Consider the following 22,546-nt stretch of genomic DNA (forward strand, 5'->3'; position numbering starts at 1 on the left):
AAAGGACGTGATTTGAAATGACAATTGAAGCTTATATGAATCCTGATTTTACATGGCCCAAGAAGCTGATCTTCTTTATTGTGGCGGTTTTGGCCATAGTAGTTGGAAATCTTTTGATCCTGGCATGGAACAAGATAGCAGAGCCGGGCAAGGGAAAAGGGGCGGACAGACGCAGAAAAGACAATTACTACCGCATGTCTGAGTACTTTTATGAGCTGATAATCTCGGCTACTTCCGTTATGTCTTTTGCCTGTGCTTATGTGGTGCTAAACCACGTGTACAACCTGTACAACGGATCGTATCAGGCAGGGGCTTTGGGGACCTTTCTCTACGCATGGGAGAACTGGAAGGATTTTGTACTTCTTCTCATGATATGCCTCTCCTGTGTGCTGAATTCGTTGCTTGATAAATTCATCATACCTATCAAGGGCCTTACAAGAGACCAGATTGCATCTGTCAGGATGCTGGGTATGTTCTATGCGATCATAGTACTGTTGTATCTTAATGTTATTGGCGATGAGAGCGAGTACGCCCCTGTAATGATGTACTATCTGGGGCTTATGGTCGGTCGTTTTGTCTATTTTGATGCATCTTTCATGGATTTTATTACGGCAATGAAGAGAACTATAGTAAGAACACCGCTTCTGGTGCTGGGACTGGCGATTTCTGGAGGCCTTAGCTTTTTTGGATTTAGCGCCGGATTTCTGCTGGAGCGAAATTACTATATTGTTGGCGTGTTCTATACCCATGTATTCCTGCTGATCGCAGTGTTTGCGCTGCATCACGGACGCCAGATTTATCATATTATCAAGAAAAAGAAAGCTGATGGCGGAAGACGACATGAACATGATGAGAGTGAAGATTCCGGCGATTACGCTGATTTTGATTAAAGAGGTATATAAATGATTCAGGATATCGGTCCCTTACAGCTAAATAACCACTATGACCCGGCGATCAAGGCGGATGATGAGAGCCTTATTGTTGTTTTTAAGGGAAAAGACATTTTACTACATTTAAATGAAGAGACCGGAGAGATGGCATATCCGTGCCTTTCGGAGATAACGGGTACTAATTTAGAGGAACTTGTATACATCTTTGGGATAGGTGAAGAGAAGTTTTTCCTGTATCTTGGGGATGTGGGTGCTATTTCTTTTGATGAGGAGAAGTTTGCATTTGCCGGTTTTGCAGGGGTGAGGAGCAGGCTCTTTTCCCCAAAACACTATGTGTATGCGGCCTTCACAGCATATCAGCTCTCGGAATGGTACGATGTCACAAGGTTCTGCGGAAAATGTGGTGCAAGAAACGATAACGACAAGGTCGAGAGGGCAAGAGTATGCCCTAAGTGCGGGAACAAGATATATCCGAGGATAAATCCGGCGGTTATTATAGGAGTCACAGATAAAGAGAGCAACAGGCTGATCCTCACAAAGTACAGGACTGGATTTGGTCACAATGCACTGGTGGCGGGCTTTACGGAGATCGGAGAGACTCTTGAAGAGACTGTTCAACGCGAAGTTATGGAGGAAGTAGGCCTTAAGGTTAACAATATCAGGTATTACAAGTCTCAGCCCTGGGGAATAGCCAGTGACGTTTTGGCGGGATTCTTCTGTGATGTGACAGGGGATAAAGAGATAAAGATGGACAATCAGGAGCTGAAGTACGCTGAGTGGAATGCTCCTGAGGAGATAGTTCTGCAGCCCATGGATTACAGCTTGACCAACGAGATGATGAAGCTGTTTAAGGATAAGGGATATAAGGGGACTGTTTAATAACGGGCGATATTGGTGTGATGAGGGAACTACTGAATGAAATGCAGCAACTGTGGAAATGAAATTGAACCCGGAGCCAGATACTGCAACGTGTGTGGTTTCTTTATTGTGCCTGAAGATGAGAGCGTAGAGATTACAGAACCCGTGGTACCTAAACAGAGAAAAGGAGTCGTGCTACTTTTGGCGGCTCTATTTGTTTTGCTGGGATTATTGGTTACTGCGTATATCCTGCCTCAGATTATTAAATATATGATTGTGGAAAAGCAGTTTAAGTCTGAGATGAATGCTGTGGAAGTTCAGGATGAGGAGGATGAAGAGACAGAGGAGGAAGAATTCCAAGGCCTAAGTGCATTGGGAGAACCCGGCGATAAGCTCATGATGGTTGATGAGATCATCTACAATGATCAGGGCGGAGTGATTACAGGGATTTATGACGGAGAATCAAGGGTTGGAGATTTCTATGTCAATGAGGCCCAAAATGCCGGTGTGCTCTACGATTCAAGAAAAATTTGTCTTTACATAACTCCGGATCTGAATACGGTTCCGCTGGCTGAGAACGTATACGATGCAGGGCTTTCCTACAGCGGGGATTATGTCTTTTACAAAATAATAGATCAGAAATTTAATAAGTATCTCTACTTATATGATGTTAAAACGGGTGATGAATATAAAGTTGAGGAGACAGATACCACAGAAATGGTCATGTCTCCCAGCGGTGAGTATATTGCGTACATTAAGCATGATGAACTCGATTATAACAAAAAGCTCCTTACTATCAGCGGATGGGGCTTAAAGCCTGCGGTTCTGACGGGGGATGTGGACGAAATCTATGCTGTTTCCGATGATGGAAAGATGATCGTTTACAGTACTTATAAGGATGGGAGCAGGACTCTGTTTTGCTGGGATGATGGCAATATCGTGCAGCTGGCGGATGACTATGTTGTCTCTATGCATTTTAACAGGGATTGCAGTTTCTTCTTATATGAAGGAGAAAATGGAGTGTACTGCTTTGAACCCGGGATGGATGAGCCTATGCAGCTGATTGGTGGAATGGCTTTAAGTGTTCGCATAGACGGGAAAAGGCAGAAAGTATCCCCCAGGCATGTGAATAGATTTCTTTACGCATCGAAGACTCTGACCGGTGCTATGATCAAAACTACAGATGGTCTGTATATGTTAAAAGACAATATGGAGTTAATGCGCGCTGATGATGATGCTTATGGCGCTCTTCTTATAAACAGGCTGGAAGATAAGGATATCTGTGTGTATTACGATGGTCACGGGCTTGCTTATAATATTGTGGGCTTTGATGGAAGTATAACTACCATAAATCCTATTGGCGAAGGCTTTCCGGGCGGATATGCCATAAATGATGACGGATCAGTTCTGTGGTATTACGACAGTAATGAAGAGCAGGTCTATATGGTAGATATGACAACCGGCAGTATGAGCACTGTATTCGGAAAGGTGACTGAAAAGGGAACGATTTCTCTTTTGTATGATTCTTATACCCAGAGATGTTTCTTTATATCAGAGGACGGATGCTGCTATGGAGCGTCTGCAGACGGCGATATACTTGAGTTTGCCACGGATTGCGCCGAGCCTTATACAAGCTACAGGTATGACGATATGGTGGGTTATAAAGAAAAAAGTCGTGAAGGTTATAATCATATTTTGGTTTTTGGACGTTTCGTAGAGCTCTCAAACTAATCAAATTCTAAAATTTATAAACAGACTGTCAGAATCTGTTTCCAAAAAATATCCTAATTCTAAAACAATCATAAAAACAACCCCAAATCACAAAAATCACACTATTTTATGACTCTTTTGTGACTGTCACAGATGTAATGTGTTCTCATCGGTTTACGAAACATGTTCACTCACGGATGAGGACCTAGTAAAGGAGAACACATTATGAAGTATTTATCATCAAACGGTAGAGAAGAGTCAAGAACAAATAAGGGAAGAACCAGCAAGCTTACATTCGCATATATACTTGCTGCTTTCTTCCTTTCATTTGGTCTTATGTTTGCAGGATCAGTTACATCTTACGCGACTGAGGACGAAGATGATTTAACTCCTCCAACAACAGGAACAGAAACACCTGGAACAACAGAAACAATGACAGACGAAGAGCGAGCTGCAGCAGAAGAGGCAGCAAGGATTGCAGCGGAGCAGGCTGAGGCAGCAAGGATTGCAGCGGAGCAAGCTGAAGCAGAAAGACTTGCAGCAGCGCAGGCAGAAGCAGAAAGGCTTGCAGCAGCGCAGGCAGAAGCAGAAAGACTTGCAGCAGCGCAGGCAGAAGCAGAGGAAGCAGCAAGGCTCGCAGCAGAGGAAGCGGCAAGGCTCGCAGCAGAGCAGGCTGCAGCAGCGCAGGCAGAATTAGATAGGGTTTTGGCAGAGCAGGCTGCAGCAGCGCAGGCAGAAGCAGAAAGGCTTGCTGCAGAGAAAGCTGCAACACCAAAGATCACATTTGCATGGGATAACACTGTAGAATCCGGAGCAACAGTAAGTGACGGAACACAAGGAACAGGCAGACTTGAAGGTTATTCAACAACAGTTAATCATTACACATCAACAACAGGCGATGATATAACAACTATTTTTCTTCATACCAATGATGGTTCAAATATAACTCTTAAAGAGGAAGACTTCGATCTTTCAGGGATTGGAGAAGGCTATACAGTAGAATATGACCTTGATTGCGGAATTGTCAATATTGTAAAAGTCAAGGAAAAACCAGCAACATCAAGTACAACAGAAACAACTGAGACCACAAATACAACAACAGGTCCAAAGACAACAGTATATTATCAGTTTACAGAAGTGCATGAGATTGATACATCTTCAGCAAACGAATATTATTTTGTGCCTTATACATATGGCGCATTAACTGGTGACAACGCTATGATAGGTGTTCCAATAGGAACAGCTACACTTTTTACAGATATGTCTCTTGCTCCTGAAGGTAAAACATATAACACGGGAAAGCTCGGAACTCAGAATTCCTATGCGTTTGACCAGCTAGTTACATATAATAATCTTGAAAATACTGAAGCAAATAAAGCCAAAATACTAAACAATGTTTTTGTAGCAGAGAAAGGCAATGGTTTTGACAGCTGTAAAGAAGGAGCACTATATTATCTTGATTGGGGTGAGAGTGGTAGTTTTAAGGTAACTACTGATGGTAAGGAATATGAAATTAATCAGTTAATGGGATATTGGTGTGGATACGGTGGTGCACAAGCCTTCTATGGTTACTATGGCAATATCTTTGGAAGAGTATATACATATCTTAAGGCTGAAGTAACAGCAGATAGTTTAACAGCAAAAGCTAAAGAAGGTGCTTTTGACAATGTTGGATTAGATGGCTTAAAGCTTACAGATAAAGACATCGCGTCATATCTGGATGTTAGTCTTCAAATTGGAGAAAAGGACTATTTAGTAGGTGGATGTACCGTTGAGGACGGAACTCTTGATTATTTAAAGGGTGACGATACAATATCCATCAAGTTCGGAAATACAACAAAGACTATTAAGGTTGACTTATCAAGTCTTGGTAAGCAGGTTTGGGAAAGAGATCACAAGGGCATGCGTGAGGCTGCTTCAGTAAGTGGTAGCGACGTTGCAGCGCTTCAGAGAGCAATCGCAGAAGGTCTTGCAAATGAATTAGTTGGTGCAAACAACGAAGATCTTCAGGCTCTTAGCGAAAAGCTTGCAGCAGCAATCTGGCAGCAAAACAACCAGGAAGCTCTTGCGTTAGATGCAAATGATCCTTTCAACTATGATGCTATAACAAAAGCAAGTGCTAACTATGCTAAAGTTGATAATAATGTTAAGAAGTATATGAATACTACTTCTAAGGGCATCTCTGACAGATGGGTAATTGTTGAGAGGAAAGTTAATGACGAAGCAGATAAGTTTATGGCAGCAAGACTTAAGGATGCCAAGACTAATCCTTCAGATGAAGATACAAATCCTTATGCAGATGCAACAGCAGATAACACAGATAAGATTCTTGCTTCAAAGGGTGATTATGACAAGCTTGCACCGGCAATCAAGAGATTTATTGATGAAAAGTACACAAAAGCTAACACAGGTACAGAAAATGCAGCTCTTACATATGCAGAAATCTATGAGAGAGCACTTAACATCAAGACAACAGCAGACGCTTTCGTTGAGAAGTACGCTTCAATCCTTGTAAAGAAGGATAACGAAGAGGACCCAGACCAGAGAGAAACATACAACAGAACAAATACATCTAACTATGCACAGATCATAAGCGGAGCAAACGCTTGGAAGAACCTCACAGAGGAAGAGCGTAAGTATATCAACAAGGCCCTTAACCTTGGAAATGGCGAAGTTGGCGCAGAGGGTGGAGTTCTTACAAATGAGATCACATTCGAAAAGCTCCTTGCAGACGCATATGCTCTTAGAGAGTTACTTAACAGACCAGCTCCTGAAGCTTTTGATCCATACGATGGACCAGAGGAAGTGTACCCTGTATTCCTTCCTAAGAAAGAAGTTAAGAAGGAAGAGCCTGTAGTAGTAGAGACAAAGACAGAACACAACACAAAGAAGCATTCAACAGGCAATTCAACAAAGAAGACAACTGACGACTCTAAGCTTCGCAAAGAGAATGATAATGCATTAGAGAAAATATTCAACAACCTTACAAAGAAAGAAAACGAGAAGACAGACGTTCTCGCAATGCTTGAGAAGACTGTAAACCAGATTGCTTCATCTATTACAGAGACAGCAAAGGCTACATTTGGTAACGGCGCAATCCTCATCAACGTTCAGTCATGGCTTGCAAACACAGAGTCAGGCGAGGGAATGTGGACAGATTCAAGTGCAAGAAATAAGCACCTTGAAGCAAATCAGTCACAGGTTAGCTACACACTTGAGAATGCAGACAGACTTGCTGCATCAGTTCTTACAACATCAGAGCTCAACGACGTAAACAACGGCGATACAATGGAGATCAGACTTCGTATCAATCCTAACGAGGATAAGGTTTCCAAAGAGCACAAGAACCAGTTTGACGATGCAATGGTAGCAGTTCAGGACAGCTTTGTAGGACTTACAAAGGGCGAATACCTTGACATTTCACTTGAGAAGCGTCGTAACAACGGTGCTTGGCAGTACATTCCTGAGACAGAGGATGCAGTAAGAATCGCAATCGATGTACCTGCAAACCTTGTACAGAGCGGAAGAACATTCTTCATCATCAGAAACCATGATGGTGAGTGCACAATCCTTAGAGACCTTGATGACAACGATGAGACACTGACAATCGAGACAGACAGATTCTCAGATTACCTTGTTATCTACGATGATAACTTTGCAGAGTCTGCTAAGAATGCAGCATCAGGAACACTTTACGGATCAGCAGCAGGAACAACACCTACATATAACAATGGAAATACAAACGTAGTAATGTATGTAGTTACATTCCTTGCAATCCTCTTCATGGTAATCGTAGTTATCTCTATGAGAAGAAGAGATGAAGAGAGATAATTCAAAGTAAATAAAAAACTTCGGCAGGAGACCGAAAGGTCTCCTGTTTATTTTGAATCGAAAAGACGATATAATATATATGAAGTGTTTGCAATTTCAAAAAACCGTCTGTATTCGATTTTGCGAGGTGATTTATTGAATATAATAGCTTTGGATGACGAAAAACTCGCTATGGAGGGTATCTGTAATACAATCCGTAAAGTTTCGCCGGATGCTGAAGTAAACGGCTTCGTTTTGGTGGAGCCTGCCATAGCATATGCCAAAGACAATCAGGTGGATGTAGCATTTCTTGACATCGAAATGTACGACACCAATGGAATCGAAGTTGCCAAGCAGTTAAAAGAAATCCATCCGGATATCAACATTATCTTTTCCACAGGTTATAAAGAGTATATGGAAGAAGCCTTCGCTTTGTATGCAAGCGGATATATAACCAAGCCTGCCACTGAGGACAAGGTCAGGGAGCAGCTTGCAAATCTAAGGCGTCCGATTGAAGAAGATGGCAATGGCGTTGTCATAAAGACCTTTGGCAAGTTCGAGATCTTTGTCGATGACCTGCCACTTAAGTTTGCGTACAGCAAGAGTAAAGAGCTTCTGGCTATCCTTGTGGACAAGGAAGGCAGGATGTGTACTGTAGGTGAGCTCATGAGTGTGCTCTGGGAGGATGAGGATGATCTTGTTTCCCGTACTTCATATATGAGAAACCTTCAGTCTGACCTTACAAACACCCTAAAGAAAAGCGGTGCTGAAGATGTGCTTGTCAAGCAGCGCGGAATGCTTGGTGTTGATGTAAGCAAGGTGAAATGCGATCTCTACGATTTCCAAAAAGGTGGAGCAGCTGCCAAAGGCTCGTTCCACGGTGAATATATGTCTCAATACAGCTGGGGAGAAGATAGGATCTCCGTTTTGGAGGAAGAAAAGTGCCGGAAATAAAGTATTTTTATACTTGTCTGGAATTATGGGGTAGTTTTTTTGCCAATGCTGTAGCAATCTACCTCTACCTCAGTAAATCGGTAATACGCAAACAGTATCGCACGCTCGGAGCGCTGGAACTGATAGTTGGTGTGATGCTCTTTTTTGATGCGGTTGCATGGTTTTTCAGGGGAGTCCCCGGCCCTGTTGTCCATTCTATTCTTATTGCTTCAAACTATATCACAATTCTGTGTAACGCTTTTTTGCCTGTGGCAGTCATGGCTTATACTGTCTATTCTGTTGAAAAAGAGTACAGAACCCACCGAATGCTTATGGTGGTCACCGGTATAGGCGCCTTCAATGGTCTGTTCTACATGATCGCCCAATCAAGGAATTTTATTTTCAGTATTGATCCGGTCACAAACCTCTATCACAGAGGAGCCGGATTCGGGATATGGTCCGCGCTGATATTGCTGGAAACTGCAGGAACCATCGTCTATCTGACAATAAAAAGGGAACACATAGAGAAAAGGCGTTTTATAGTCATTATGAGTTTTGTGATTCTCCCTCTTATCGCGTCCGTTCTTCAGATCTTCATATATGGATTCTCGCTTTCAAACATAGCGATTATTATTGCCTCTGCCATATTGTTTGGACAGGCGGTTAATTCTAATACCCGGACGTTGGTGGAACAGACGATCTTTATTGAGAATCAGGAAAAAATACTGGAAGATCTAAGGACACAGATAGCTCTATCCCAGATAAAGCCTCACTTTCTGTATAATGCACTAAATTCCATCTACGTTCTATGCGATCAGGATCCGCCTAAGGCGAAGAAGCTGATCAATAATCTTTCAGAGTATTTAAGAACTGATATAGGCTCCATCGGTACGGGTAAGACAATATCTTTTGAAAAAGAGCTTGATCATACCAATGTATACCTTGAAATTGAAAAGGCTCGCTTTGGTGACAGATTTGTCGTAGAGTATGACATTGAAGTCGCTGACTTCAATATTCCGCCTCTGACAATTCAGCCGCTTGTTGAAAATGCAGTAAAACACGGCGTTTGTAAGAAAAGTCCAAGCGACCCGGGTGTCATTACTATTAGAACTGAACAGGGGTATGGATTCGTCAAAATAATCATAGCTGACAATGGTGTTGGATTTGATCTGGCGAAATATAACGCCATGGATAAATCATCGACCGATAAGATTGGCATCGCAAACGTAAGAGACAGGCTGAAGATTTTGGAAAATTCAGAGATGAATGTCTTTTCTGAACCCGGAAAGGGCACTACGGTTGAAATAATCATTCCCAACAAGGACAAATAAGGGGTATTTATATGGCTCATGTAAACATGTATATACAGCTTTATGCAGCTGTAGTACTTGCGATTATTCTGGTAGGCAATCTGCAAGTCAACCGAGATGTAAGGGATAGGAGTGTAAGGGTCTTTTACGTTATGCTTTTTCTTGGTGTGATCATGCTCTTTGCCGGAGGTTGGGACAGCTATTTGCTGATTCCGATGCACAAACATAATCCCGCTCTGGAGTCATTGGCAGCCGGAATAAGCGATCTTGCTTACTTCCTGATAATAGGCCATTTCACCATATATCTTGATCTGTATGACAGAGAAAAAAGTTATAAGGCAAGCAAACTTGCAAAAGCAGCGGTGATCATCAGCTTTATATACGGAATATATTGGTTTATTTCCGATTTCAACGGAAGTATTTATACCCAGAATGCTGAAGCTATGAGCCACGGACCCATGTATTACTTTGGCCAGGTTGGTGGATACGTGACAACTCTTATAATGCTTATCATATTGATCAAAAGGGTCAAGAGTTTCAGGAAGCGTGAAACTATAGCGTTTATCCTGTTTATCGCAGGCCCGTTGCTGGGCTCTCTTATAAGAGGTTTTTTAAAAGACATTACTCTGATGCCTCTTATGATATCGTTATCCCTTATCATCATTCAGGTATTTGTCCAGAATGCAAAAGAGATGCTATTTAGGCAGAAGATGGTAGAGCTGTCGGAGCTTCGTACAGATCTTCTTATGAGCAGGATGAAGCCCCACTTTATCTACAATGTATTAAACTCTATTTATGTGCTTTGTGATCACTCGGTGGATGAGGCGAAAAAAGCTATCGCGCTATTCGCACAGTACCTTAGGACAAGTCTTGTTGACCTGGATAGTCACAAGCTGATACCTTTCGAAGAAGAAATACAATACGTTAAAAACTACGTAGAAATCGAGAAGATTCGCTTTGGAGACAGGCTGGAGGTAGAGTACAATATTGGAGCAACGGACTTTTCGGTTCCGCCGCTGTCGATACAGGTAATCGTTGAAAATGCCATAAAACATGGCATTGAGAAAAAAGTCGGAGGAGGAACCATTAAGGTTTCTTCCGGGGAAGATGGCAGGAACATCATTGTTACCATCGCGGACAACGGAGTTGGCTTTAGCGAGGATGACATCGTCCAAAACGAGAAGAAAAACGGAAAACGAAAACATGTCGGAATCTACGCTGCCACCTACAGGCTGGAAAACCTGTGTGGCGGAAAGCTTGAATATAGCAGTAAAAGAGGCGAAGGGACCACAGCAACCATCACGATACCGAAAAATTAATAAACAAATCATTAAGAGCCTGGAACTAAAATTTCAGGCTCTTTTTATGTTTGTTTTAGAGTTGAGGTGCCGTATTTTAGAGATTTGTGACGCTTTTGTGACCGGCCGGTCGGTATCATCTTAGAAGGGAGGGGAGTACTATGTCTTGCATCGGAAGGTAGAATTTATGAAAAAAAACACATTTTCAAGGATGATGGCAATCGGTCTTAGCGCAGTTCTTACGTTTACTAACGTAGACCTGAGAGTTTTTGCTGAGATGGGTGATGAAGGGCCAAGGAAGACCATAACAAATATACAGGAGATTGATGAGGAGATTGCTCGTCAAACTCTTTATATTGGCGCCTCCGAAGAGGATATCATATTCCCTGATACTCTGGATGTCACTGTGACATATCAGGAGGAAATAGAGACAAAGAGAAAGATTGAGAAGGATGATGAGATAGAGCCTGCAGGAGATTCATCAACTGAGGCTACTACCGAAGAGATTGATGAAGACCTTCCCGAGGATATAGATCCTGACGCTGATCCGGAGCAGAACCCGGAGATAACACCAGAGCCCGGAACGCCGGAGCCTGGGACACCAGACCCCGAAAATCCTGTGCCTGAAGTTCCGGAAGTAGAACCTGAACCGGAGCCTGCGTCCGAACCTGCACCTGAAGAGACTTCTGAGCCTGCGGATAATGCATCAGAGGAGTCCGGAGAGGACCTCATCGGCATGATCTTCCCTGCTATCAAGGCTTATGCGGCTTCTGACGAAGCGGATCTTGATAAGAGTGAAGAGATCGAAGAACCTAAGACAGAGCCTGTGGCTGATCCTGAGAATAAGGAAGGTGAGCCTGAAGAAGAACAGTACGAGATCGTAAAAGAGATCGTCACAATAACCGAAGACATCACAATTGAAAATGTTAAGTGGGAACTTGATAAAGAGAACAGCTCTTTTGACAAATTCTCATCTGATGAAGCAGGGGCTGAGTTTGTTTATGTGCCTGCTATTTCTGATTTATATGAGGTAGAAGCTCTTTTACCTACTATCACAGTTAAAATCCTGAAGGAAGAAGTGCCTCTTGAGTACATGGTTCTTGAGGCGGAGGGCGTAAGAGTTGAGGGTAATCTTCCTGTTGGAAGTACTCTGCAGGTAACACCAATTGACATATCCGAGGCCGAGAGCCTTTTGGATGACCCGAGCAGGGTTGTGCTGTATGCGCTGGATGTATGCATAATGCTGGACGGAGAAGAGATAGAACCCGATGAGTCTGTAAAGGTGACTTTGACTCCTCCTGCAGATATCGAGACAGAAGTTCTTGAAAATGAGACATTTGAGCTTGTTCATTTCCCGGATGAGAGCGAAAAGGAAGTTGTAGAGACACAGGTCAACGATCAGGGAGAGCTTGAGTTTGAAATGGATAGCTTTTCACCTATCGCATTAACAGCGTTAAAGGGAACCGGCGAAACTGATAATGTTGAACCTGCAACAGGACTTACATTTAATCAGGCTGTAACTGTTAAATTTGCTGACGCTTCACTTATCACAGAAGGCACATCAAAGATAAAGCTGACTCTGTACGGCAATATCGCAAATATGAACGTCAAAGAAGGCGGAAATGCCAGCACTGAGGCTTTCATAATTGGTGAGGCCAAGGAAATAGTTATTACTGAAGTTGATGATCCCGGTACAGGTAAGACAAGTGCAACCATTTCTACCAGCTTTGACTCAATCCCTGTTTATATCCAGGAGGGAACAGGTGATAAGACAGCCGGTGGAGAGGGCACATATAAGATACCTGAGGGCTTTTACGGAATCAAGATTGAGACTGTAGATGGTTATACACCTGAGAGTCTACCGGAGCCCGGCTATTATGCATTAAATCCCAAAAAGGATGACAATGATAAGATTTGGAGCACATCTACTATTACCATAAACAATAAGATCATGGAGCTCACAAGCCCCACTTTTAATCTTGAGTGGCAGGATAACAGAAACTATGCGGATAATCGTCCCTATTCCACTAAAGATGAGATCAATACTGGAGATGTGCCAACTATTCTGAGTAAGATTGATGTCTATTATCAGGACGGAGGTTCTTATGTCAAGGTAGATGGCGCACATCCAACATCTGTAAGCAGAACCTCTTTTAGTACCTGGAATGTAGCATTTAAAAACCTTCCTAAGAAGAACGAAGCAGGTGTAGCGTACAGCTACTATGCAAAACTTGCTGATGGGTTCTATCCTGTGCAGTATTATCAGGCTTCAGGGGAATATGTAGCTCTTTCTGAAGGCACTACAGCTAAGCTTACGCTTACATATACGGATGCTATCACGGGAACTATTGTATGGCGAGCTGAGAGTGCAGTAGCGCTGCCTGAAATGATAAACAGTGGATTGTTTACCGATGCAGGAATGAAACTGTATAAGGCGGTTGGAAGTGCTGATCCGGCAGAGGTTACCGAGGGCTATACAGTCAGCTGGACAAAAGGTCAGAAAACCGATGGGCTTGATACACATGTTACCTGGCAATATTCAATCAGTGGACTTCCTTTATATGCAGCTAACGGTGATGCCATTGTGTACTATACAAAGATGGCTGAGACCTATACATACAGCGGAGCGACTAATCCGCCTACATTTAAATTCACTTATGATAACGGGACAGCATCAACAGACACAGATAAGTGTCTTTCCGGAGAGTTCATTTATGCCACTGTTATAGGTGACGCCGAATTCTCTTTTGACAAAGTATGGTACGACGGCAATGATACAGAGAGCGTAAACAGAAGAAGCCTTGCTATTACAAGAGGCATTACTCTGTACCTTTGGAGATATCCTATCAACAAGGAAATGAAGGACGGAGCTCCTGTTACTCATAATGCTGTTCAGTACATATATAAGTTAAAGGCTGCAGATGCAGGAAGTGAGAGCGTAAATGCGATTAACATTGAGCTCTCTCGTTTTGCTGTCTCCGGTGAGAAGTTCCCAAGCTACGACGAGATGGGATATAAGTACGTATATTATGTGACAGAGGTTTCGAATTCAGAGCTGTACAAGACTGTTTACTGGAATCAGACCGGTGATTTTACCGGCAGTTCAAGTGATAAGGCTGTTAAGAATGGCGGAAAACTCTGCAATGTAAGAAACGGAAAGATTGCGCCTACTGTTACTAAGAACTGGAAAGTATCTGCAATATCAGATTATGTATCTTCAAAATGTGTATTTGAGCTTCAGAAGAAGGTTGATGGTGACTGGGTGGATGTAGCAGAGCATACTCTGACGGGATTCTCATCATCCAAGAAGAAGGTTACAGGAACATTCCAGTCTCAGGAGCTTTACGATGAACTGGGAAGAAGATATGAATATAGAGTTATTGAGAAGTCTGTTCGATCAGGAAGCGACGTTGATGCGGTATTTAATGGCGATGGCTGGCAGGAAGAGGGAACAAATAAGTTTAGTGCGCTCTATGAGCTGAACAATTACACATACAAGGCAACTACTGAGTATCAGGCTACTGTTGATGAGAACGGTGTTGAGTCAGCTGAAGCTACTGTAGTCAACAAGCTGTATGGTACTAAGAATGTCTATATCAGAAAACAGTGGTCCGGTGATTGGGATATAGGTGATGCAGATAAAGACAGTAAAACGGGTAATGTAACAATAGCGCTTAAGCGTGATGGTGCAGCCTATGCAACAATAGTGCTTGAAAAGCCTGCAAGCAAAACGGATGAAAAAGGCAGTGCCGGAACGTTTACACTGGATTGCAGTGATCCACTGGTTATTGCTGAGAATCAGACATATACCACATCTGCAGACGGTGCATATTGGGAAACTAAAGCTATAGTTGTTCCTGCCTATGATGAAGAAGGAAGACAGTACAACTATACAATCGAAGAGACAGGCGTTGTTACTGAGCAGACTTACGGTAAAGAGTACGACAGAAGTATTACCGGTAAGGAAATAAGGCTCTATGTAAGGAACTACACCGGAAGTCAGACATCATCCATAAGAATCGATGTAAGCAAGACATGGAAGGACGACTCTGATTATTCTCAGAGAGGAGACGTTCTTATTGAGATTGGAACCTATGATGGTTCAACCTTTGTGCCATCAGAATACAGTATGACACTAACGGCCGGAAATGATTATCAGAGTCATGAATGGGTAGATCCGACAAAGTTTATGACGGCATCTGAGCGTGAGACCTATAATAATACAACTGATGAGAATACAAAAAAGGCCCTTAGGGCGAAAGCTATCCAGGATCATCTGAATATCCAGGCTACATTGAAAAACGGCACTGAAGTAAGAGAGATTAAGAAACAGGTTACTGAAGGTAATATAACTGACGGTGTAATTGAAGCTCTTGTTGATGAGAGCAGCAATTATTTCAGGCCCGGATATAAGGTTAACATTGTAAGGAATACAGCCGGAACCAGCTATACAATCACAAATACCAGGGTTGCCGGAAGGTCTTTTACCTTCACAAAGGTATGGCAAGATTCAGCAAACGCATTAAAGAGCAGAGGAGATTTCCTTAGGGTTGCTCTGTTCAGAGAAGTTAGCGGTGTTGAGACTGAGGTTGCCTATAGGGATATTCCTACTTATGTTTCTGGAGACGTACTAAACACTGATCTTACTGTTAAATTTGAGAGCTATTATCCTGCTTACGATGATAACGGAAATAACTATACTTATAGCGTTAAAGAGTATATCTGCAAGGGTACGCCTGCAACCGGAGAGATGCAGTGTGAAAACGGAAAGGAGAAGGATACACCTACTTCTAAGATACTTGTGGATGTAAATTCCACTAAGGATACAACAAAATCTGGTTACGTTGTAACTGTAGATCCTGTAACTACTGTATATAAATCAGTGGAGGGATCGGCGGATCTTGGTTACAGCGATGTGAACAGTGTGCGCATTGAAGATAACTATAAGTACACAAACCAGGCATCCGGTGCAAGAAGTGAAGTTGATTTCTATGTAATATGGCATGACAAGGCTAAGAGTGACCAGAGACCTGATATGTATCTCACGCTTTATTACAGCGTTAATGGAAGTACTCCGGCTCTTTATAACAGCTCGGTTATGGGCGAGTACACGGAGCGCTGGGAGAGCGTTATTGATGGAGATAAATATATTCAGAAGGCTATTTTCAGCGGACTTCCGATTGCTGACGAAAATGGTAATGTTTATACCTACTATGTAGCTGAAACTCTGAATAATGCGACATCGGACTATAAAACTGACCACTATACAGAGCCGCTCTTTGATGAGGATGGCTATAACGAAAATGCCGTGGAGGAAATAACAGTTGGCACTGAGGTTCAGCTTCAGGCATTAAGCGAGCTTATACCGAATACTGTTAAGGCTGACGATAATGCTACTTCGCTTACACAGGAGGAGAGCTTTACTGTTACAGGCATTACGGATACGATTCAGATTGAGGGACGTAAGCTTTGGCAGGGCGTGCCTGAAGGCATTGATAAGGATAAGCTGCCAAATGCGTATATTTACCTGTTTAGATATAGTGAACATGATGATTCTAATAAAGCTCCTGTAGTAGCTGATACTGCAACCCAAGCAGAGAAGATGCATGACTATCTGGAAAAAGCTGTAGCCGGTAATGAGAACGATGGTTCCGCATCTCCTCGTGGGCTTAATCCATCCAAAGCCATGTATGCGTTTGGAATCTACAGTGACGACGGAGTGGCATCATATGCTCAGTTTCCTAAATATGATGATCTGGGATATCAGTACAAGTACAGCGTTCGTGAAGTTATTTACAACACCTATGTTCATGAGCTTCCGGCGGATATTATGTATCCGATTTATTCGCTGTCTGATAACAATTCTGATCTGGTAAATCAGTATGTTCCACATACGCATAACATAAGAAGCTTCGAGATAACCAAGGAGTGGGATGTAACAAGTAGTTATGCAATTAAGCCAGCCAAGGCGACGTTCAGGCTTTACAGAAAAGAGCTTGATTCTGACGGCTATGGATATACTAATGACAATTATGCCAAAAACGACTTGGATTCCTCTGAAGTAGGAGCGGCAGCATGGGCAGCAAACAATTTTGATATAGATAACGATGAGCTTGTTGCTACTCAAATCGTATATCGTCAGAATGATGAGACTACTACTAATACAATCCCCTGGGATAATTGCAAGATTTTTGCCCCAAGTGGAAAGCTGTATTCCTACTATGTTGTTGAGATGATCGACGATATGCCGGGATATACGTCTACTGTCACAGGTACAGGAAAGAATGCGATAATAACCCCTAAAACGGGACAAGAAGGCATGTATATAGGTGTTGCCTTTGAAAATCATGGAATAGGACTCAGAGATACAGATGCACAAAACAAGAGAACAGAAACTTTCAGAAACGAATACAAAGCAACAGAAAATATCCAGACCATTACATTCAGCAAGCAGTGGAACGTTGGAAATGCCCCAGCTGAAACGAAAACATCTCTTGTCCCTTCTGTAGATATTGAGAATGGAACAAATGCTACAGCTAAGGCGCTGAACATAAAACTCTACGCCAAGGCAGTTACTCAGTCAGGAAAAGAAAATGATGATACGCTGAACTTTGTTGCGGGCACAGATTATACAATTTCCGTCGCAGTGGATTCTCAGGATCCAACGAAATGGAATTATACCATTACATTTAATGCGAATAAGGATGCTCCCATATATTCTGCTAACGGTAATCTCTACAAATATTACGTAGAAGAGACCTTGAATTCTGAGTTTGTTAAGGCAAACTATACAGCAGGCAAATCGGTAGTCTATAAGACAGCTACGGCAGGAGAACATTCCCTTGCTATGGGAACACTTTCAAATTCACTTAAGGGAAGCTTTACTGTTCAAAAGAGATGGGATGACTTTAACAACGACTATGGCATGAGAGAAGGCTCTGTACAGTTTGATGTTTATTACAGCGTTGATGGAGGCACAAGCTGGACTAAATGCCGTGAGAATGTAGAGCTCAAGAGCGCAAACGGATGGAAGACTACATTCAGCGGACTTCCTATAACTGCTAATAATGCCGGTGCTACAGGTACTGTTTATCAGTACAAGGTAATTGAGACCAAGATCGTGACCGGAGCTCAGGAAATTTCTGTTCCTGGACCTGACGTTTCTAAGACAGCTCAGTGGACTCCTCATGGATATGATACGCCGGATGGAGATGTCTTTTACGAACCTGTCGGCGCAAGTAACTACAAGGTCTATGATCCTGCAATCATTACAACAATTGCAGGCGGAGCAACCAGGAAGATTGTAAACCAGCTGGATACAGATAATGCCACAACAAGTCTGACAGTTACCAAGAGTTGGGTAGATGACTCCAATAAATACGGTATAAGACCAACCAACCTTACACTAAGGATTGACAAGTCTATTGACGGAACTGATTGGAGCGAAGTAACCAGAAGGACAATCTCTAATTTTGAAGTAAGCGGAGATACCTGGACATATACATTTGAAAATCTTCCGAAGTACTTCTTTAATGGCACAGAAAATGTTGAATACCGGTACAGAGTTGTTGAAATTGCAATTGGTGGTACAGCTACTACCCTCGATAGCTCTTTTATCGGAAATGGCGGATCATATAGTGTTGCACATGAGTTTGGTTCTTCTGCAGGAGTATATACAACAAATATCACCAATACACTTATAAAGAAGACCGGATCTATACATGTTAAGAAGATTTGGAACAGTTCCGAGGCAGGAAACAATGTAGATGTGACCCTGTACAGTGCTAACTTTGAGGGCGGTGCAAATGGCGTTGTAACCAATGAGAGCAGCCTTAAGCCCGTTACCTTTACAGGAAGCGTTAATACTCTTGGACATGAAGGCGAGTGCGAATATGCCAGCCTTCCCATGTACAACAAGGATGGCAATACTATTGTCTATTACGTAAAAGAGACATCAACAGGTGACTACAAGACACAGTATGCGTCAGGTAGCGCTGCTTACCCGGCAGACGGAGCAACAGTCGTTGATGCACTCCAGCATACTATCGGAACTACTGACGATTCTCTTTATGTAAAGGTGGTAAATACACCACTTACCAAGATCACAGGAAGCAAGAAGTGGTCAGATGAGAATAATAAATATAGTCTCCGACCTGCAAGCGTTGAGCTTACACTTCAGAGAAGAATTGGAGATGGAGCGTGGGAGAGCGTTTCAGCTGATGAGCTTCATAAGACCAATGCAAGTGCAAGTCCTACAGTGACAGTTAAAGATTCTGCATGGAGCGGCTCGATAGATAAGCTTCCATTGTACGCACTTTCAGATGGTTCAAGTCCTGTGAAGTATCAGTACAGACTTGCAGAGCTAACAATTCCTAATGCATACACAAGGAAGGCCGGAACAGCTGTTGCAGCTCTTACACCTGAAGACGGCTATGAATATGGCGGAACCGATGAAGCTCAGACCAGCACTGTTACCAACCACCTCATAACAAGAGGCGATATCACAGTAAACAAGGTATGGAATACAAATAGCGAAGCAGATAAGCACGATGTATACGTTAAGCTATATTCCAAGAACCTTGAAAACGGAACAGGAACAGGTGCAAATGCAGATGTTCCGGACGCTACAGCTACTCTTTCAGGAAGCAACTTAAGCAAGACTTTCACAGGACTTCCTGCAGTAAACAAGGATGGCAACGAGATTGTTTACTACGTAGAAGAGACTGCAGATCCAAGATATGACACAGCTTACTACGTTCAGGATGGCACAGGCTTTGCCAAAGTGGAAAAGGCAAATGCAAAGAGCAGTGGAACAGGATCCTTTGAGTTTAAGATCGTAAATACACCACTTACCAAGATCACCGGAAGAAAGTTTTGGGAAGATGACAATAATGGATTTGGCTTAAGACCTGATGAACTGACTCTTACACTTCAGAGAAGGATTGGAAGCGGAGAGTGGGCAGATGTATCTGAGGATGAGCTTCACAATACAAATGCAACTGCAAGCCCTGTTGTTACTATTGAAGCAGGCTCCTGGGAAGCAACAATCGATAAGCTTCCACTGTACGTACTTTCTGATGGTGCAAATCCTGCGAAGTATCAGTATAGACTTGCAGAGCCGGTTTCCATCAGCGCTTATACAAGAGATAGGGCAAAAGAGATAACAGAGCTCTTACCGGATGATGGCTATGTATACGCTGGTTCTGATATGGAGCAGACCAGTGAAGTAACTAACTATCTTGTACTTAGAGACCAGGCAATAGAAGTAGAGAAGATCTGGAACACCGATAATGATTTACAGAAGAATGCTGTAGTGGTTAAGCTTCTTTCAAGGAATTTTGAGACCGGTACAGATGATGGAACAAGAGCTCTTTCTGTAGTAAAGAAGAACGGCGCCGAGTACATCAGAAACCTCAATGCAGGTGTTAACTGGAAGGCAGTGATTGAAGATCTTCCGCTTAAGAACAAGAGCGGCGAGTTCATCGTTTACTACATTTCTGAGACAACCGTGGACGGGGCTGCGACAGAATACTACTTATACAACGGTACGGACTTCGAAAAAGTACAGGAACAGCAGGTAAAGAGCGACGCGGAGAAAGCTCTTTTAACAAAGATAATCAATACCCCTTATACTACTGCAAGCGTAGAGAAGGTCTGGAGCGATGATTCAAACAAGTTCGGCACAAGGCCGGAGAGCACATTTGTAAAGCTTCAGAGAAAGGCTACGGCTGAGGAGAACTGGACTGATGTAACCGGACAGGCAGTTATAGAGCTCAATGAGACTAACAGCTGGAGAGCTTCTGTTGATAATCTGCCACTTTACGTGGAATACGCTGCAGGAGTTGATCCTGTAAGATATGAGTACAGATTCCTTGAGACCAATGCAGGCGGAATCCCATTCGTTCCTCTCGGATACAGTCTTGCTTCAGCAGATGCTGAGTATGCTCAGACCAACGACGGAACTGAGGCAGGTTACGTTACTACTTATGAATCAGACGCATATAAGACTGTTATTACCAATACGCTGATTACCAAGAGTATTACAGCAGTTAAGATCTGGGATGATAACTCTGATTCTCAGAAGATCAGACCGGCGGAGATTACTCTTTTCGTAGATGAAGCTGCAGGTTACGTTAAGTACGAAAATGCGCCTATCACAAACAAGAACCTCAATGTGACACCTACAAAGAGCAGCGACGGAAATACCTGGACATACGTATTTACAGGACTTCCTAAGTATGCGTATGGCACAGGCGCAAGCGTGGCTAATCCTACAGAGATTGTTTATACGATCACTGAGGACGTTGATTATGAATACGAGAGCGGATTCATAATCAAGAATTACTATCAGACCACTTATGGCGTTGACGAGATCGCAACAACCATTACCAATACCGCGATGGAGAGTGATGGTGTGCTGCTGGTTGAGAAGAAGATAGAGAAGAGATCTGATGGTGAGACAGTTACAACTTATGCATTCCCGTTCAAGGTAAGCTTTACAAGACCGGATACTACAGTAGTTCCTTATACCGGCAAGTACTACCTGTATGATGCTTCTATCGGCGATGAGGATCTTAGGACTGATGCCAAGGCTTCTGAGCCGGCATATGACAGGATTGAGCTGTCATCATCGGATGGAACTATCAGGATCCCTTCGGGCAAGGTTGCTGCGCTGGTTGGCATCAATACAATGTATCAGTACACAGTTACCGAGAATCCTAATCATGCGGGATATGAGGTAAAAGAGATTTCTGTTACCGATGGAAGTGCTACATCAGGTACTGAAGAAGATACGGCTGTTGGAGGAATCTACGGATATGCACAGGGTAAAGTGCCCACGGCTTCTGACGCTGCAGTAAGAGTGACAGTCACTAACTGGCTTCTGTATCTAGCGGGTAAAAACTACCTTAAGGTTGAGAACACAACTGATGTAGTAACAAACAGCAAGGGCGAAGTTCTTACCGGCGGTGAAGTTAAGGTATATAAGAAGCGAATCGTTGTAGATGATCCGGAAAAAATCGGTCACGATGATTATGGTTATGTAAACGACGAGACTCCATATATTGAAGAGGCTATGTCAGTTGAGTTTGAGCCTGATGCAGCCAATGGTTATACATATTCCAACACCCTGACGATCAGCTGGTGGGCAGAAGGTGAAGACGGTGGAGCCGGAGCACCTCACCATGTAAGTATTTCGGGATATGTTTATACTGACGCAGCCGGAATTCAGCATCCATACACCGGCAGGATTGAAAAGAATGGCGATGTCATTTCTTCTGAAAGTGATTATGCGGAGTTTGAAGCTGTTTGGAGTCCTCTGCTCAGTGGAGATGCACCATTTAAGCATGTCACAGTGCTTGAAGGATCGGTAGTTGTTACATTGGCAAGTGCTGCAACCGAGATGCCTGCTAAGACCCTGGTACAGGTAGAGTTTAATGCACCTCCAAAACCTGCTCCTGCACCATCAGGTGGCGGTTCTGACAACAGTAGTAGCAGCGATAGCAACAGTAATAGCAATAGCGACAGCAAAGCAGCTACAGCAGTAGCTGTTGTGGCTACTGACAACAAAGTTCAGGATCAGATCACTCGCGATGGTTCAATACAGGGTGTAAGAACCGGCGACGATACACCGCTTACAGCGCTGATAATGCTCTTTATTGCCTTTGCACTTTGCTTCTCAGCAGTATTTGGCAAGTATATGCGCATTAAACCCGGCAAGAAATAATGATTTGAGGCT

Annotated in this window: 8 protein-coding genes; all 8 read left to right on the forward strand. The window is 43.0% G+C overall.

Annotated elements, in window-relative coordinates; all coding sequences use genetic code 11:
* Positions 1-17 precede the first annotated feature (17 nt).
* The 8 genes from G632_RS0103855 to G632_RS0103890 all read left to right on the forward strand — a co-directional run bounded on the left by G632_RS0103855 (position 18) and on the right by G632_RS0103890 (position 22,534).
* Positions 18-890: a hypothetical protein gene (locus G632_RS0103855; RefSeq protein WP_022767718.1), complete on the forward strand. Its 873-nt coding sequence runs from the start codon at positions 18-20 to the stop codon at positions 888-890.
* A gap of 12 nt (positions 891-902) precedes the next feature.
* Positions 903-1,769 carry an NAD(+) diphosphatase gene (gene nudC / locus G632_RS0103860; RefSeq protein WP_022767719.1) on the forward strand — a complete coding sequence of 289 codons (867 nt, stop codon included), beginning with the start codon at positions 903-905 and terminating at the stop codon, positions 1,767-1,769.
* Positions 1,770-1,805: 36 nt separating this feature from the next.
* Positions 1,806-3,479, forward strand: a complete 1,674-nt coding sequence (locus G632_RS0103865; protein ID WP_022767720.1) for a zinc-ribbon domain-containing protein — start codon at positions 1,806-1,808, stop codon at positions 3,477-3,479.
* 204 nt (positions 3,480-3,683) lie between these two features.
* Positions 3,684-7,289: a hypothetical protein gene (locus G632_RS22100; RefSeq protein WP_022767721.1), complete on the forward strand. Its 3,606-nt coding sequence runs from the start codon at positions 3,684-3,686 to the stop codon at positions 7,287-7,289.
* 135 nt (positions 7,290-7,424) lie between these two features.
* Entirely contained in the window at positions 7,425-8,222 is a 798-nt protein-coding gene (locus G632_RS0103875; RefSeq protein ID WP_022767722.1) for a response regulator, read from the forward strand.
* Positions 8,210-9,532, forward strand: a complete 1,323-nt coding sequence (locus G632_RS20915) for a sensor histidine kinase (RefSeq protein ID WP_051154857.1) — start codon at positions 8,210-8,212, stop codon at positions 9,530-9,532. The genes G632_RS0103875 and G632_RS20915 overlap by 13 nt, the downstream gene beginning before the upstream one ends.
* 11 nt (positions 9,533-9,543) lie before the next feature.
* Positions 9,544-10,830, forward strand: a complete 1,287-nt coding sequence (locus G632_RS20920; RefSeq protein WP_022767723.1) for a sensor histidine kinase — start codon at positions 9,544-9,546, stop codon at positions 10,828-10,830.
* 166 nt (positions 10,831-10,996) lie between these two features.
* Positions 10,997-22,534, forward strand: a complete 11,538-nt coding sequence (locus G632_RS0103890; protein WP_022767724.1) for a Cna B-type domain-containing protein — start codon at positions 10,997-10,999, stop codon at positions 22,532-22,534.
* Positions 22,535-22,546: the final 12 nt, after the last annotated feature.

The sequence above is a fragment of the Butyrivibrio sp. NC2007 genome (genome assembly GCF_000421405.1).
Lineage (GTDB): Bacteria > Bacillota > Clostridia > Lachnospirales > Lachnospiraceae > Butyrivibrio.

Excerpts from the sequence above, each read along its gene's own strand:
- G632_RS0103855 (WP_022767718.1), top strand. The coding sequence starts at position 18 with ATGACAATTGAAGCTTATATGAATCCTGATTTTACATGGCCCAAGAAG.
- nudC (WP_022767719.1), top strand. The coding sequence starts at position 903 with ATGATTCAGGATATCGGTCCCTTACAGCTAAATAACCACTATGACCCG.
- G632_RS0103865 (WP_022767720.1), top strand. The coding sequence starts at position 1,806 with ATGAAATGCAGCAACTGTGGAAATGAAATTGAACCCGGAGCCAGATAC.
- G632_RS22100 (WP_022767721.1), top strand. The coding sequence starts at position 3,684 with ATGAAGTATTTATCATCAAACGGTAGAGAAGAGTCAAGAACAAATAAG.
- G632_RS20920 (WP_022767723.1), top strand. The coding sequence starts at position 9,544 with ATGGCTCATGTAAACATGTATATACAGCTTTATGCAGCTGTAGTACTT.
- G632_RS0103890 (WP_022767724.1), top strand. The coding sequence starts at position 10,997 with ATGAAAAAAAACACATTTTCAAGGATGATGGCAATCGGTCTTAGCGCA.